This is a genomic window from Frigoribacterium sp. Leaf186, assembly GCF_001423905.1.
Lineage (GTDB): Bacteria > Actinomycetota > Actinomycetes > Actinomycetales > Microbacteriaceae > Frigoribacterium.
On record NZ_LMPQ01000010.1, the window covers coordinates 866,288 to 880,677 of the forward strand.

Annotated in this window: 13 protein-coding genes; 7 read left to right on the forward strand and 6 right to left on the reverse strand. The window is 72.7% G+C overall.

Annotated features, from left to right (window positions below):
* Window positions 1-21: 21 nt before the first annotated feature.
* Window positions 22-819: an SDR family NAD(P)-dependent oxidoreductase gene (locus ASG05_RS10825; protein WP_056260442.1), complete on the reverse strand. Its 798-nt coding sequence runs from the start codon at window positions 817-819 to the stop codon at window positions 22-24.
* Between the two features lie 78 nt (window positions 820-897).
* Here ASG05_RS10825 and ASG05_RS10830 point away from each other — a divergent pair, with 78 nt between their 5' ends.
* Window positions 898-1,506, forward strand: a complete 609-nt coding sequence (locus tag ASG05_RS10830) for a TetR/AcrR family transcriptional regulator (protein WP_056260443.1) — start codon at window positions 898-900, stop codon at window positions 1,504-1,506.
* 15 nt (window positions 1,507-1,521) lie between these two features.
* Here ASG05_RS10830 and ASG05_RS10835 read toward each other — a convergent pair whose 3' ends face one another.
* Both ASG05_RS10835 and ASG05_RS10840 read right to left on the reverse strand, forming a co-directional pair.
* Window positions 1,522-2,178, reverse strand: a complete 657-nt coding sequence (locus ASG05_RS10835) for a galactosyltransferase-related protein (protein WP_056260444.1) — start codon at window positions 2,176-2,178, stop codon at window positions 1,522-1,524.
* A 191-nt stretch (window positions 2,179-2,369) separates the two neighbouring features.
* A complete protein-coding gene (locus ASG05_RS10840; protein ID WP_056260445.1) occupies window positions 2,370-3,629 on the reverse strand; it encodes an ROK family protein in 1,260 nt (419 codons plus the stop codon).
* 163 nt (window positions 3,630-3,792) lie between these two features.
* On the opposite strand from ASG05_RS10840, the gene ASG05_RS10845 reads away from it, so the two are divergent.
* From ASG05_RS10845 to ASG05_RS10860, 4 genes are all read left to right on the forward strand, one after another.
* Complete coding sequence (locus tag ASG05_RS10845) at window positions 3,793-5,079, forward strand: ABC transporter substrate-binding protein (protein ID WP_235491465.1); 1,287 nt, start codon at window positions 3,793-3,795, stop codon at window positions 5,077-5,079.
* Window positions 5,080-5,117: 38 nt separating this feature from the next.
* On the forward strand, window positions 5,118-6,059 hold the full coding sequence (locus ASG05_RS10850) for a carbohydrate ABC transporter permease (protein WP_056260877.1): 942 nt from the start codon (window positions 5,118-5,120) through the stop codon (window positions 6,057-6,059).
* Window positions 6,059-6,985: a carbohydrate ABC transporter permease gene (locus ASG05_RS10855; protein ID WP_056260447.1), complete on the forward strand. Its 927-nt coding sequence runs from the start codon at window positions 6,059-6,061 to the stop codon at window positions 6,983-6,985. The genes ASG05_RS10850 and ASG05_RS10855 overlap by 1 nt, the downstream gene beginning before the upstream one ends.
* A gap of 76 nt (window positions 6,986-7,061) precedes the next feature.
* Window positions 7,062-8,783: a glycoside hydrolase family 13 protein gene (locus tag ASG05_RS10860; protein WP_056260448.1), complete on the forward strand. Its 1,722-nt coding sequence runs from the start codon at window positions 7,062-7,064 to the stop codon at window positions 8,781-8,783.
* Between the two features lie 169 nt (window positions 8,784-8,952).
* Here ASG05_RS10860 and ASG05_RS10865 read toward each other — a convergent pair whose 3' ends face one another.
* Entirely contained in the window at window positions 8,953-9,339 is a 387-nt protein-coding gene (locus tag ASG05_RS10865; RefSeq protein WP_235491466.1) for a PLD nuclease N-terminal domain-containing protein, read from the reverse strand.
* A gap of 607 nt (window positions 9,340-9,946) precedes the next feature.
* Between ASG05_RS10865 and ASG05_RS10870 the strand changes: the two genes are divergently transcribed.
* Complete coding sequence (locus ASG05_RS10870) at window positions 9,947-10,807, forward strand: M23 family metallopeptidase (RefSeq protein ID WP_056260450.1); 861 nt, start codon at window positions 9,947-9,949, stop codon at window positions 10,805-10,807.
* Between the two features lie 321 nt (window positions 10,808-11,128).
* Here the strand turns inward: ASG05_RS10870 and ASG05_RS10875 are convergent, their stop codons facing one another.
* Both ASG05_RS10875 and ASG05_RS10880 read right to left on the reverse strand, forming a co-directional pair.
* Entirely contained in the window at window positions 11,129-12,253 is a 1,125-nt protein-coding gene (locus tag ASG05_RS10875; RefSeq protein ID WP_082486725.1) for an adenosine deaminase, read from the reverse strand.
* 160 nt (window positions 12,254-12,413) lie between these two features.
* Window positions 12,414-13,094 (reverse strand): hypothetical protein, encoded by a 681-nt coding sequence (locus tag ASG05_RS10880; RefSeq protein WP_082486726.1) that lies wholly within the window; start codon window positions 13,092-13,094, stop codon window positions 12,414-12,416.
* A gap of 177 nt (window positions 13,095-13,271) precedes the next feature.
* Between ASG05_RS10880 and ASG05_RS10885 the strand changes: the two genes are divergently transcribed.
* Window positions 13,272-14,315, forward strand: a complete 1,044-nt coding sequence (locus tag ASG05_RS10885) for an NAD(P)-dependent alcohol dehydrogenase (protein WP_056260454.1) — start codon at window positions 13,272-13,274, stop codon at window positions 14,313-14,315.
* The last annotated feature ends 75 nt before the right edge of the window (window positions 14,316-14,390 follow it).

Here is a 14,390-nt window from a genome sequence, read left to right on the forward strand (position 1 = left end):
AGGGCAGGAGGCGCGGCTCGGCTACATCGACCGGGTCGCGAGGATGCCTCCGTCGACGTCGAGCAGCGTCCCGTGCACGAAGGCCGCCTCGTCCGACGCCAGGTAGCGCACGGCGTAGGCGACGTCGACGGGTCGCACGGGGCGCCCGGCCGGGGTGACGGCGGTCAGCTGGTCGAGCACCGCGGCGGACTCGGCGTTGCCCGGCGTCGACGTCGCGCCGGGTGCCACGCTGTTGACGCGGACCCCGTGCGGGCCGAACTCGGCCGCCCAGGTGCGGGTCATCTGCTCGAGGGCGGCCTTCGACGCCGTGTACATGGCACCGAAGGGGACGCCGACGCGGGACATCCACGAGCCGATGTTCACGACGGCACCCGAGCCGCGCTCGGCCATCGCCGGGGCGAGTGCGCCCACCAGGACGTGCGGCGCGCGGATGTTCGTCCGGAGGATCGCGTCGAGGTCGTCGTCGGTCAGGGCGGCGGTCGGCATCGTCGGGTAGACGCCGGCGTTGTTGACCAGCACGTCGACCCGGCCGTCGAGCGCGGTGGTGGCGTCGCGGGCGAACGCGCGGAGGTCGTCGTACGAGCCGGCGAGGTCGGCGGGCACGGCCAGCGCCGAGCCGCCGCGGGCCGTGACGGCGTCGACGACCCGTCGGGCGCGGGTCGCGTCGCGTCCGCTGACGACGACGGTGGCACCCGACGCGGCGAGCACGTGGGCGATCGCCTCGCCGATGCCGCTGGTCGAGCCGGTGACGATCGCGGTGCGACCGGCCAGGCGGGTGTCGGTGGGAAGGGAGTCGAGGATCTCTTGATTGGACTGCATGGTCCATTCGTAGCATGGAGTGGACCCGCGAGTCCACTCATTCTGGACCACGGAGTCCACCGGGTCTAGGCTCGACGGGTGGAAGAGACCAAGATCACCGAGCGGGGCCGCCTCACTCGTCAGCGCATCATCGACGAGACCGGCCGCCAGATCCTCGCGTCGGGCGTCGGCGGCACCACCCTCGACACCGTGCGGGCCGCGACGTTGACGAGCAAGAGCCAGCTGTTCCACTACTTCCCCGGTGGCAAGGCCGAACTCGTCCGCGAGGTCGCCCTGTGGGAGGGGCGGCAGCTGCTCGAGGCGCAGGAGCCCGAGATCCACGACCTCGGCACCTGGGCGTCGTGGGAGCGCTGGCGCGCCGCGCTCGTCGAGTACTACATCAGCCTCGGTCGCTGGGCCTGCCCGATCGGCACGCTCGCCTCGCAGGCGGCGGCGTTCGACGCCGAGCTCGAGACGATGATCAGGTCGAGCTGGGACGCCTGGCGCTCGCAGCTCGCGGCGGGCGTCCGGCGGCTCCAGCAGGCGGGTTCGGTCGACGAGGGCGCCGACCCGGTCCGCGTCGCCACGGCGATCATCGCGGCGATCCAGGGGGGACTGCTGCTGAGCCAGTCCGAGCGCGCGGGTTGGCCGCTCGAGGCCGCGCTCGACCACGCGCTCGGGCCGCTGCACACCGTGCGCACCGACTGAGGCGGGGCGGCCGCCCTACCCCCCGAAGACGACCGCGCGCATCGCGTCGACGCCGACCGACGCGTCTCGGTAGCGCTGCATGAGCGCGGCGTTGGCGTCGTACTGCGGTCCCTCGCGCACCTCGGCCTGGTGGTGCAGGGCGAAGACCATGCCCTCGTGGCGTCGCGGGGCCTCGCCGAGCAGGGTGGTGTGGGCGAGGTACCAGGCGGCGTCCTCGAAGCCCCAGCCCCGGAACCGTTCGTCCTGACCGCCGTGCGCCCGCCACGAGGAGGCGCGGGTCACGTAGACCCCCGAGCAGGCCCCGCGGACGAGCTCGAAGTCGCACCGCTCGAGGGGCGTGCCCGCGGCCGCCTGCGCGGTGCCGTCGCGACCCAGCCAGTGGTAATCGGTGTACGGCAGGTGCACCCGGCCGCTGGTGCGGGCCGCCTCGATCGCCGCGAGCAGGGGCTCGCGCTGCGGCAGGGTGTCGGCGTCTCCGATGACGGCGATCTCGTCGTCGGCCAGGGACGCGACCCCGAGGTTGCGGCACTGCGCCAGGTTGAACACCGGGTCGGGCGAGTCGATCGTGCGGATCTCGGCCTCGGGCAGCGCCTCGGCGTACCAGTCGCGGACGACCTCGAACGCGGCGATCCGACTCGGCTGCGGACGCCAGGGGAGCACGACGGTGACCATCCCGCGAGCCTAGCGGCGCGCGCCCGGCGGCCCCGCGCCTCCTGTGCCCGCGCCTCCTGCCCCGACGCTCGATGAACCCGGTTTCGAGCCATGAACCCGATCGCTCGTGGGTTCATGGTTCGGAACCGGGTTCATGGCCGCCTCCTCGCGCGCCGGCCGCTCGCTCGCGGGCCGGCTGCTCGCCCGAGCCCCTAGGAGGCGCGGCTCGCGTCCGCCGCCCCCCGCAACGTCAGCTCGAGTGCGTGGCCGCGCACGTGGGCCAGGGCCCGCTCGACGGCGCCCGTGGTCACGACCGCGTCGCCGAGCGTCGAGGCCACTACCTCGGGCGCGGCCCGGTGCGTGAACCGGCTGAGCCACGGGGTGGTCCGTTCGAGCAGCAGGCCGATCGACGGGGCGACGGCCCCGGCGACGACGATGCGGTCGACGTCGAGCATGCCGCTGAGCATCGCGCAGACGCGCCCGAACCGTTCGGCGGCGCGTTCGACGAGGCGCAGCGCGGTGGCGTCGCCGGCGTCGGCGGCGGCGAGCACGGCCGGGGCGTCGAGCTCGTCGAGCGGGATGTCACGCAGCGGCGACGACGCGGGCACGGTGCCCAGCTCGCGAGCCGCCCGGGCCGCGTCGCGCAGCACGGCCCCGAGGCCGTCGGCCGAGCCGACGCCCTCGACCAGGTCGAGGAGGCGCATCTCGCCCGCGGCACCGCGGCTGCCCCGCACGAGGGCTCCGTCGAGCACGAACCCGGCGCCGAAGCGCTCGCCGGCCAGCAGGGTCACGAACGAGGCCGGGGCGGCGTCGCCGGCTCCCGCTCCGGAACCCGCGGCCGCGGCAGCCGCCTCGGCCACGGCGGCGAGGTTCGCGTCGTTCTCGACGACGACCGCCCAGCCGCGGTCGGCGAACAGTCCCGTGTAGTCGGGGTTCATCAGCACCCAGAAGTCGGCACCGACCTCGACCGGCGAGCGCCCCTCGGCATCGGTCGGCGCGGGCACCCCGAGGGTGACGGCCAACACGTCCGCGTCGTCGAGTCCGGCCTCGGCGAGGACGTCGTCGACGAGCCGCGAGACGATGCGGCGGCGGTCGTCGGCCGTGCCGCCGGGGTCGATCCGTCGCGCGACGCGCGCCACCACCCGGCCGCGGAGGTCCGCCACGACCGCCGTGAGGTGGTGCTGGCCCGCGTCGACCCCGACGACGTGACCGGCCGAGCGAGCGAGGGCGTACCGGCGGGCCGGTCGGCCCTTCCGGTACTCGCCGGTCGAGCGGGCGTCGGCGAGCGAGACCATCCAGCCGCGCTCGATCAGGTCGTCGCAGACGCCGAGGACGGTCGAGCGGGTCAGTCCGGTCAGGGCGATCAGGTCGCTGGCCGTGACGGCGTCGACCGACCAGGCGTGCCTCAGCACCTCGGCCGCGTTGATGCGTCGCAGCAGGCTCGGCGACGACACCCCGGTGCTCAACGCCACCCGCGCCTCCTCGTGCTGTGGCCGGCGTCTCGCGACACGGCGGATCTTTTCGTCGACGACCCATGGTGCCATGCCCCGAATTGATCTAGGGTCTAAATCTACACACCAGATCAACTCGACCGCGGCGCTGACGCCGAGGTCGCGACCCCCGGGAGACGACGACGTGCCCACACCCCCACTGCCCTCCGGTGCCGGCCTCAGCCGACGCACCCTGCTCGGCGGCATCGGTGCCGCCGGTGCCGCCCTGCTGCTCGCCGGCTGCGCCCCCTCGGGTTCGGGTGGCGGCCGCACCGAGATCACCTTCTACGCCACCAAGCCCGAGGCGATCCCCTACTTCTCCGACCTGGTCTCGCGGTTCAACGAGTCGCAGTCGGCGGTCCGCGTGATCCACGACTCGACCTCGGGCATCTCGGCCGGCTTCGTCCGGGGCAACCCGCCCGACGTCGCGGCCTTCACCTACAACCTCGAGATGGCGCGCTTCATGGAGCGCGGGGCGCTCAGCGACCTCGGCGACCTGCCCGAGGCGGCGACCATCCGGCCCGAGGTGCAAGAGCTGGTCGACCAGTACGCGACCTACCCCGGCCGCACGAGCGTGTTGCCGTACTCGATCACGGCGGCGTCGGTGATCTACAACCAGCAGATCTTCGCCGACCTCGGGGTCGAGGTGCCCACCACGTGGGACGAGTTCCTGGCCGCGTGCGACACCTTCACGGCGGCCGGCGTCACGCCGATCTACAGCACCTTCCGCGAGCCGTGGACGGTCGCGCAGGGCCTGTTCGACTACACGACCGGCGGCATGCTCGACGTCGCCGCCTTCTACGAGAAGATGAACGCCGAGGGCACGAGCGTCGGCGAGGGCGGGTCGGTCTCGTTCGAGAAGGACTTCCGCGAGCCCGTCGAGCGCATGGTGCAGCTCGCCGGGCTGTCGAACGCGAACCGCAACAGCCGCGGCTACGGCGACGGCAACCTCGCGATGGCCCAGGGCGAGGCCGCGATGCTCATGCAGGGCCCGTGGGCGCTCGGCGAGATCACCAAGGCGAACCCCGAGGCGAAGATCGGCACGTTCCCGCTGCCGATGACCGACGACCCCGACGACCGCAAGGTGCGGGTCAACCTCGACCTGGCCCTCTGGGTGCCCCAGCAGTCGCGCAAGCAAGAGGCCGCCCGAGAGTTCTTGACGTACTTGATGCAGCCCGAGATCCACGACGCCTACAACCGCGACTTCCTGGCGTTCGGCACCACGACCTCGGCCCCCGCGGTGACCGACGAGCGCATCGTCGGCATGCAGAGCTACTACGACGAGGCGCGCTTCTACCAGGGGGCCTCGAAGGCGATCCCGTTGACGATCCCCGCCGAGAACTACGTGCAGGGCATCGTCACGGGCGCGAGCGCCGAGGGCACCCTGCGCACCATGGACGCCGACTGGCGCCGACTGGCGCTCCGCGCATGAGCGCCATCCCGACCACCGGCCGAGTCGAAGGAGACCCGATGGCCACGACCACCACCCCCGCGGTCGCGCGAGGCGCCCGCACCTCGCTCACCGGCAGCACGGCCGGCAACCCCCGGCGGCGCGGTCGACGCGTCGACCCGGTCTTCTACCTCTTCCTGCTGCCGACCCTCGTCCTGTTCTCGCTGGCGATCACCCTGCCGGCCGTGATGGGCGTGTTCTACAGCTTCACGAACTCGATCGGCTTCGGCGAGTTCGACCTGGTCGGCGTGACGAACTACCTCGCGATGGCGACCGACCCGGCGATCCTCGGCTCGTACGGCTTCACGATGGGCTTCGCGCTCGTCACGGTGGTCGCGGTCAACGTCGTCGCGCTGCTGCTGGCGATCGGCCTGACCTCGCAGATCAAGGCCAAGACGGCGCTGCGGGCGGTGTTCGTGATCCCGATGGTGATCTCGGGCATAATCATCGCCTTCGTCTTCCAGTTCTTGTTCTCGAACTCGCTGCCGGCCCTCGGCGCCTCGCTGGGCATCCCCGGCCTGCAGGACAGCATCCTCGCGAACGCCGACACCGCCTGGATCGGCATCGTCGTCGTGACCGCGTGGCAGGCGATCCCGAGCACGCTGTTGATCTACATCGCGGGCCTGCTGGCGATCCCGGGCGAGGTCTACGAGGCCAGCAGCCTCGACGGCGCCTCGGGCTGGAAGCAACTGCGCTCGATCACGCTGCCGCTCGTCGCGGGCTACGTCGTGATCAACACGATCATCGGCTTCAAGAACTTCTTGAACTCGTACGACATCATCGTCGGCCTGACGAACGGCGGCCCCGGCACGTCGACGCGCAGCATCGCGATGACGATCTTCACCGGCTTCACCGGCGGCGACTACGCCTACCAGATGGCCAACGCGACCATCTTCTTCGTGATCGCCGTCGCGATCGCGTTCGTCCAACTCCGGATCACGCGCGGAAAGGCGGCCGTCTGATGGCGAACACCGCACTCGTCACCCCGGCCGCCTCGTCGGCCCCCACCCCGGGAGGCGCGGGTCGCGACGTCGACGCCGCGCCCCGTCGTCGACGTGGTCGCGTCGGCCAGGAGCGACCGAACCGGCTCGTCACCGCGCTGCTCGTACTCGGCACGATCACCGTGCTGATCCCGATCTACGTCACGGTCACGATGTCGCTCAAGACGACGGCGCAGGCCGTCGACGGCAACGCGTTCAGCCTGCCGGCGCCCGTCGACTTCTCGAACTTCGCGGCCGCCTGGCAGCTGACCGACTTCCCCCGGGCGTTCGGCATCTCGACCCTCGTCACCGCCGCGACCGTGGTCGGCACGGTCGTGCTCGCCTCGATGGCGTCGTACGCGATCTCGCGCAACTGGGACCGCAAGCTGTTCCGCTTCTCGTTCTTCTACCTGCTCGCCGCGATGTTCCTGCCGTTCCCGGTGGTGGCGCTGTCGCAGATCAAGCTGACCGGCATCGTCGGCCTCGACAACCCGGTCGGCGTCGCGCTGCTGCACGTCATGTTCCAGCTGTCGTTCTCGATCCTGTTGTTCACGGCGTTCCTCCGGTCGCTGCCCGAAGAGCTCGAAGAGAGCGCGCGGCTCGACGGCGCCACCACCTGGCAGGTCTTCTGGCGCCTGGTCTTCCCGTTGCTCGCACCGATGAGCGCCACGGTCGGCATCTTCGCCTTCCTGGCGTCGTGGAACGACTTCGCGATGCCGTCCCTGATCACCGCCGACCCGTCGCTGCAGACCCTGCCCGTGCTGCAGCAGATCTTCCAGACGCAGTTCAGCAACAACTACAACGTCGCCTTCGCCTCGTACCTGATGGCGATGGCCCCGGCGATCGTCGTCTACCTGTTCACCCAGCGCTGGGTGATGGCGGGCGTGACGCAGGGCGCCATCAAGTAGGCGTCCGTGGGGGGCGCCACCCGCGCCTCCCGACCCTCGAGACAACCCACCACCCCCGAGAGGACCCCGCTCCACGATGACCGACACGCTCCGCACCGCACCCTCGACCGAGCTGCTGACCGACGACCCGACCTGGTGGCGCCAGGCGGCGGTCTACCAGATCTACCCCCGCAGCTTCGCCGACTCGAACGGCGACGGCATCGGCGACCTGCCGGGCATCACCGCCAAGGTGCCCTACCTGACGCAGCTCGGCGTGGACGCGGTCTGGCTCAGCCCCTTCTACCCGTCGGCCCTCGCCGACGGCGGCTACGACGTCGACGACTACCGCGACGTCGACCCCAAGATCGGCACGCTCGCCCAGTTCGACGAGATGATCGACGCGCTGCACGCGGCCGGCATCCGCGTGATCGCCGACCTCGTGCCGAACCACTCGTCGGATCGGCACGTCTGGTTCCAGGAGGCGCTGGCCGCCCCGGCCGGATCGCCCGCCCGCGCGCGCTACATCTTCCGTGACGGCCTCGGCGACGGCGGCGAGCTGCCGCCCTCGGACTGGACGTCGATCTTCGGCGGTCCGGCCTGGACGCGCGTCGCCGACGGCCAGTGGTACCTCCACTCGTTCGCCAGCGAGCAGCCCGACTGGGACTGGGACAACCCCGAGGTGCGCGAGGACTTCCTGACCACGCTGCGCTTCTGGTCGGACCGCGGCGTCGACGGGTTCCGCGTCGACGTGGCCCACGGGTTGGCGAAGAGCCTGCCCGAGGTGCTGCCCTCGAAGGCCGAGCTCGACGCGCTGCCCAAGGCCGACGGCGACCACCCCCTGTGGGACCGCGACGAGGTCCACGAGATCTACGCGTCGTGGCGCGAGGTGTTCGACGAGTACGACCCGCCGCGCATCGCCGTGGCCGAGGCCTGGGTCGAGCCGTCGCGCCGCGCCCGGTACGCCAGCGCCTCGGGTCTGGGGCAGGCGTTCAACTTCGACCTGCTCGAGGCCGACTTCGACGCCACGCAGTTCCACGACATCATCACCTACAACCTCGACGCGGCCGAGGCGTCGGGCTCGTCGACGACGTGGGTGTTCTCGAACCACGACGTCGTGCGCCACGCGACCCGCTACGGCCTGCCCGCGCTCGACGGACGCGACGTCAAGCAGGGGGCCGAGTGGCTGCTGTCGGGCGGCACCTCGCCCGAGGTCGACGTCGAGACGGGCCTGCGCCGGGCCCGCGCGGCGTCGCTGTTCATGCTCGGCCTGCCCGGCTCGGCCTACGTCTACCAGGGCGAGGAGCTCGGCCTGCCCGAGGTCGCCGACATCCCTGCCGACGAGCGCCAGGACCCCTCGTTCTTCCGCAACCCCGGCGTCGACATCGGCCGTGACGGCTGCCGCGTGCCGCTGCCCTGGGCTTGCGAGGGCTCGTCGTTCGGCTTCGGCCCGGGCGACGCCCACCTGCCGCAGCCGAGCTGGTTCGGCGAGTACTCGGTCGAGGCGGAGGACGCCGACCCGGCGTCGACCCTCGCGCTGTACCGCGCGGCCCTCGCCGCCCGGCGCGACCTGCAGACCGACGAGACGCTCGAGTGGCTGCCGGTCGACGGCCGCGACGACGTGCTGCACTTCGTCCGCCCCGGTGGCTGGCACGTGGTGTGCGTGTTCGGCACGGAGCCGGTCGACCTGGCCGCGCTCGGGCTGGGCGGTGCGGCGTCGGGCGGGGCCGTGTCCGATGGTGCCGAGGTGCTCGTCGCGAGCGGGCCGCTCTCGGACGCCGGGCAGCTGCCGGGCGAGACGGCCGCCTGGCTGCGCGCCTGACGCCAGCACGCGCCCCTGCACCGGCCTCCGCACCCGCACCCGCACCCGCACCCGAGAACACCGTCGAGTGGACGGTGCACCGCGTTCTGCCGCGGTGTCTTGTCCATCCGGCGGTGTTCTCGCGGTCACGAGGCGCGACGCGAGGCGCGGTCAGGAGGGGCGGTGCCGGTCAGGCGGGGATGTCGTCGCCGGTCGTCGCCCGGCGCTGCTCGACCTCGGCCTCGAGCTTCGCGAGGCGGGCGAGTCGCTCGTAGTGCTCGGCCTCGCGGTCGAGGTCGGCGAGCTGCTGCTCGGTCGTGCGCACGCGGCGGTCGAGCGTGCGGGCCGCGTCCTCGTGGTAGCGGCTCTGGTCGCGGGGGCCGACCTGCTCGTCGCGCCGACCGTACTCGCGGCCGGCGGCGAACCAGACGATGCTGCCGATCAGCGGCAGGAACAGCACGATCATGATCCACAGGGCCTTGGGCAGGTGGCGGACGTCGCCCTCCGGCCGGGTGACGATGTCGACCAGCGCCCCCACGATCAGCAGCAAGGGCAGGGCGGCAAGCACGAAGGTCACGGCCCGAGGGTAGGGGTGCCCGGCGGCCGGCGGAACCCCCGCGAGGTGGGGTCGCGTCCCTCCTGCCTGTGCCGCGTTCTGGGTGTGACCGCCCCGCCGATCGGTGCGTAACGTCGCCCGCATCTCGGCGAGCTGCTCCGGTCAGGAGGCGCGGTGCCGGACGACCACGAAGGGTGCAGTTCGTGAAAGATCGCCTCCACCCCTGGTCAGCGGGCAGCTCGGATCGTAGACTCGGTCGGTCCGCCCCGTCGAGGAGAACCGTGAGTCGAAGCGCCATCCGTCCCAGGAAGCGCTCATGACCGACCCCTCGAACTCGCCCGTCGGCGAGACGCCTGCCGTCGCCTCCGCGCCTCCTCTCACGCGCCGCGAGGCCCTGGCCCGCGAGCGCGCCGCCGCCACTGCCCCTGCAGCACTTGCTGCCGCACCTGCACCCGCACCAGTCGCCGATGCCACGAAGAACCCCGTTTCGAACGATGAACCCGAAAGCAACCGGGTTGATGGTTCGAAAGCGGGTTCGACGGCACCTGCCTCGGCGCCGTCGGCACCCGCGACGCCCGGCCGTGAGTCGGCCGCGACCCGGCGCCCGCGGGCTTCCGTACCGGCCCTGGTGCGTCGGGCCCACGTCGGCGGCGACCGGCACCCGAGCCCCGGCGCGACGCCGCGCGGCGGATCGCAAGGCACGTCACGTCGTTCGGGTCTGCGCGCCGCCGCGTCCCGGGTCCGGGCCGCGACCCTGCCCGTGCTGGGAGTCTTCGCCGTGATGCTGTTCTTCACGTCCAACCTCACTCCTGCGTCGGCCAGCGACCTGGGCGGGTCGAACATCCCGACCGCGGGCGCCGCGCCGATGCCGACCCAGACGCTCGCGGCGTCGCTCGTCGTGCTGACCGTGTCCGAGCGGGACGCCTTCGGGGTGACCGACGCGCCTCCGCCACCTCCGCCCCCCGAGCCCGAACCGGTCGTCACGTCGCAGGCCCTCTCGCGTGGGACGAGCGCGCCCCGCGCCTCCTCGGGTGCCGGCACCATCGTGAACTCGGGCACCGGCGACATCCGGTGGCCCTTCGCCGGCACCGTCGTGCTGAGCTCGGGCTTCGGCCCGCGGACGGCACCGTGCGCGGCCTGCTCGAGCATGCACAAGGGCCTCGACATGACTCCGGGCGGGGGCACCCCGATCGGAGCCGTCGCCGCCGGCGTCGTGCGCACCTCGGGCATGCACGGCCAGTTCGGTCAGTACGCGGTCATCGACCACGTGATCGACGGGCAACGCGTCAGCACCCTGTACGCGCACATGCAGGTCGGCTCGAGCCCGCTCGTCGCGGGCCAGACGGTCGCGGTGGGCGAGCTGGTCGGCAAGGTCGGCCGCAGCGGCGTCGCGACCGGTGAACACCTGCACTTCGAGGTGCTGCTCGGCGGCTCGACGCAGGTCGACCCCAAGGCCTGGCTCGACGCGAACGCCGGCCGCACGCTCTAGTCGTCGGGCCCGCACCCTCGCGTTCGGCGGTCAGCGATTTGCCTAGGCAGGGGGTGAGCGCCGATTGGTGGGGTGGTGGGTGCTGTGCGGGCGGGGGTCGGGCCGGGACCCTCGCGTTCGGCGCTGGGCGATTTGCCTAGGCAGGGGTTGGGCGCCGCTTGGTGGGGTGGTGGGTGCTGTGCGGGCGGGGGTCGGGCCGGGACCCTCGCGTTCGGCGTTCAGCGATTTGCCTAGGCAGGGGGTGAGCGCCGGTTGGCGGGGTGGCCCGGGACGGTGCCCGCACGCGAGCCCGAGCCCGCACGCGAGCCCGAGCCCGTCACCTCAGGCCGCGCGCCGCGCCTCGCGCCAGGCCCGCACCTCGGCGACGAGTTCGGCCTTGCGGCCCGCGTCGGCGAACGACGCCTCGACCGAGTTCTCGGCGAGCAGGGCGAGCGCGTCGTCGTCGAGCCCGAGCACGTCGCGCAGTGCCTGGTAGTTGTCGCCGACGTAGCCGCCGAAGTAGGCGGGATCGTCGCTGTTGACCGTGACGAGCAGCCCGGCCGCGAGCATGCGGGGCAGCGGGTGCTCGGCGAGGTCGGACACCACCGCGAGGCGCAGGTTCGACAGCGGGCACACGGTCAGCGGCACCCGGTCGGCGACCAGGCGGGCGACGAGGGTGTCGTCCTCGAGGCTGCGCACCCCGTGGTCGACGCGTTCGACGTGCAGCAGGTCGAGGGCGTCGGTCACGTACGACGGCGGCCCCTCTTCGCCGGCGTGGGCGACGACGTGCAGGCCGAGCCCGCGGGCGCGCTCGAAGACGCGGGCGAACGCCGCCGGCGGGAACCCCACCTCGGACGAGTCGAGCCCGACCCCGACCAGGTCGGAGGCGCGGTGCGCGACGGACTCGAGGGTCGCGGCCGCGTCGCCCACCGGCAGGTGCCGCAAGAAGCAGAGGATGAGCCCGCCCGTGATGCCGAACCGCTCGCGGGCCTCCGCCAACGCCCGGGTGAGTCCGTCGATCACCTCGTCGACGTCGACGTCACGCGAGGTGTGCGCCTGGGGGTCGAAGAACATCTCGACGTGTCGCAACCCCTGGGCGTGGGCGCGTTCGAGGTAGGCCCAGGCGAGGTCGTGGAAGTCCCGCTCGGTCTGCAGCACGGCCGTGCAGGCGTAGTACAGGTCGAGGAACTCTTGCAGCGAGCCGAACGAGTACGCGGCACGCAGCTCGTCGACCGAGGCGAACGGCAGGTCGACGTCGTTGCGTTCGGCGAGGGCGAAGACCAGCTCGGGCTCGAGCGTGCCCTCGACGTGCAGGTGCAGCTCGGCCGTCGGCGGCGTCGCGAGCACGGAGCCCGTGGCGGTCGCCTCCGGCCTCTGGACGGCCGGGGAGGCCTCTCCTGAGAAGGGCGTGCCGGGCGCGGTGGTCACGGAGGACCCGGTCGTCAGGGTGGTGTCGGTCGCCGTCATCGGGCCACCGTAGCGGCAGCGTGCCATCGGGCGAAGCCCCGTGCACGATCGTTCACCGTCCCGACACCCGGCGACCGTCTGGGGACGAGACGAGGAGGCGCGGGTCGCGACCCCGAGACCCGTCCCTCCCGCGCACCGGCACCGCGCCTCCTGCCGGCCGTCAGGCCGTGAGCACGACCGCGAGGGTCTCGGGCTGGTCGTGGCCCGTCCAGGTGCCGGTGAGCACCTCGACGCCGTGGTCGCCCGTGTGGCCGCCGGTCGAGGCGAGGGCGCCGGCGTCGTGCCGACCGAGGACGCGGGCGACGACGATGCGGACCGCCGCGCCGGTGACGACCGTGCGGCCCTCGACCTGGTCGACCGTGACGCGGTCGACGTCGGGCACGGACGCGCCCGGGCTGCCGCTGCCGACGACGGTCGAGTTCGGCTCGCGCACCTCGCGGACGCCGTCGACCTCGAACCAGGCCTCGGCCTGGGTGCCGCCGGTCAGCACGGCCGTCGCGAGCGCGGCGGCCCAGACCGGGTCGGCCGTGCCGTCGTAGACCCAGCGCTCGCCGAGCACCGAGTGCTGCGTCGTGCCGACCAAGTGGGCGTCCGCACCGGCGAGCGGAGCCGCGCGGTAGGTCAGGGGCACCTGCAGCTGCACGCCGTCGGCGGTGGCCACGATGATCGTCTCGACGCCGACCTCGCCCGCCGGGTCGTCGAAGCGGAAGGCGGCGACGTTCCGCAGCCCGTCGTCGCCCGACGACGGGGCCGGGCCCTCGAACCACGGCTGGGTGGGGACCCAGGCGTCGAGCAGTGCGATCTTGCTGGGGTCCATGCCGGCCCGGTGCAGGTGTGCCATGCCGACGATCGTAGGGCCGACCACCGTCGTCGACGACGCCGTCGCGCCGTCCGAGCGCCGCCGTCGCAAAGACCGGACGCCGCCGTCGCCCCGCCCGAGCGGGTCCGTCGCACCGCCCGCCCGAGTAATGCGACACCTGTCGATCGTCTTCCAGCCGCCCGGCGTAGCCTGCGCCGCATGAAGGCACTCCAGTACACCACCGTCGGTCAGCACCCCGAAGTCGTCGAGATCGAGAAGCCGTCGCCCGGCCCGGGGCAGGTGCTGCTGAAGGTCACGGCCGCCGGCGTCTGCCACAGCGACGAGTACGTCATGAGCCTCAGCGCGGAGGACTACGCGGCGCAGGGCTACCCGCTGCCGCTGACGCTCGGGCACGAGGGCGCCGGCGTCGTCGCCGAGCTCGGCGAGGGCGTCGAGCACCTGCAGGTCGGCGACGCCGTCGCCGTCTACGGCCCGTGGGGCTGCGGTCGCTGTCACCAGTGCGCCCAGGGCAAGGAGAACTACTGCGTCAACGCCGCCGCCGAGGGCATCAAGCCCCCCGGGCTCGGCGCGCCCGGCTCGATGGCCGAGTACATGATCGTCGACGACCCCCGCCACCTCGTGCCGCTCGGCGACCTCGACCCGGTCGAGAACGTCTCGCTCACCGACGCCGGCCTGACGCCGTACCACGCGATCAAGACGTCGCTGCCGAAGCTCGGGGCCGGCACCTACGCCGTCGTCATCGGCACCGGAGGCCTCGGGCACGTGGGCATCCAGATCTTGCGGGCGCTCTCGGGAGCGCAGATCATCGCGCTCGACGTGACCGACGAGAAGCTCGAGCTGGCGAAGCACGTCGGCGCGCACCACACCGTCATCAGCGACGAGCACGCCGCCGACGCGATCCGCGAGATCACCGGAGGCCTCGGCGTCCAGGCCGTCTTCGACTTCGTCGGTGCGGGGCCGACGATGGCCACGGCCGTCGCGGTCGCCGCACCGGATGCCGACGTGACCATCGTCGGCATCGGCGGCGGCACCGTCGAGGTCGGGTTCGGCACGGTCGCCTTCGACGTCGCCGTCCGCATCCCCTACTGGGGCAGCCGCAGCGAGCTGATCGAGGTCCTCGACCTCGCGCGGGCCGGCCAGGTCGAGGTCGCCACGCAGCGGTACTCGCTCGACGACGGGCCGAAGGCCTACGAGGCGCTCGCCGCCGGCACCGTCCGCGGCCGGGCCGTCATCGTCCCCTAGCCGACCACCCCGAGGAGGCGCGGTGTCGGACGTCCCGGCACCGCGCCTCCTGCGGTCCCCGTCCCGTGCACCGGC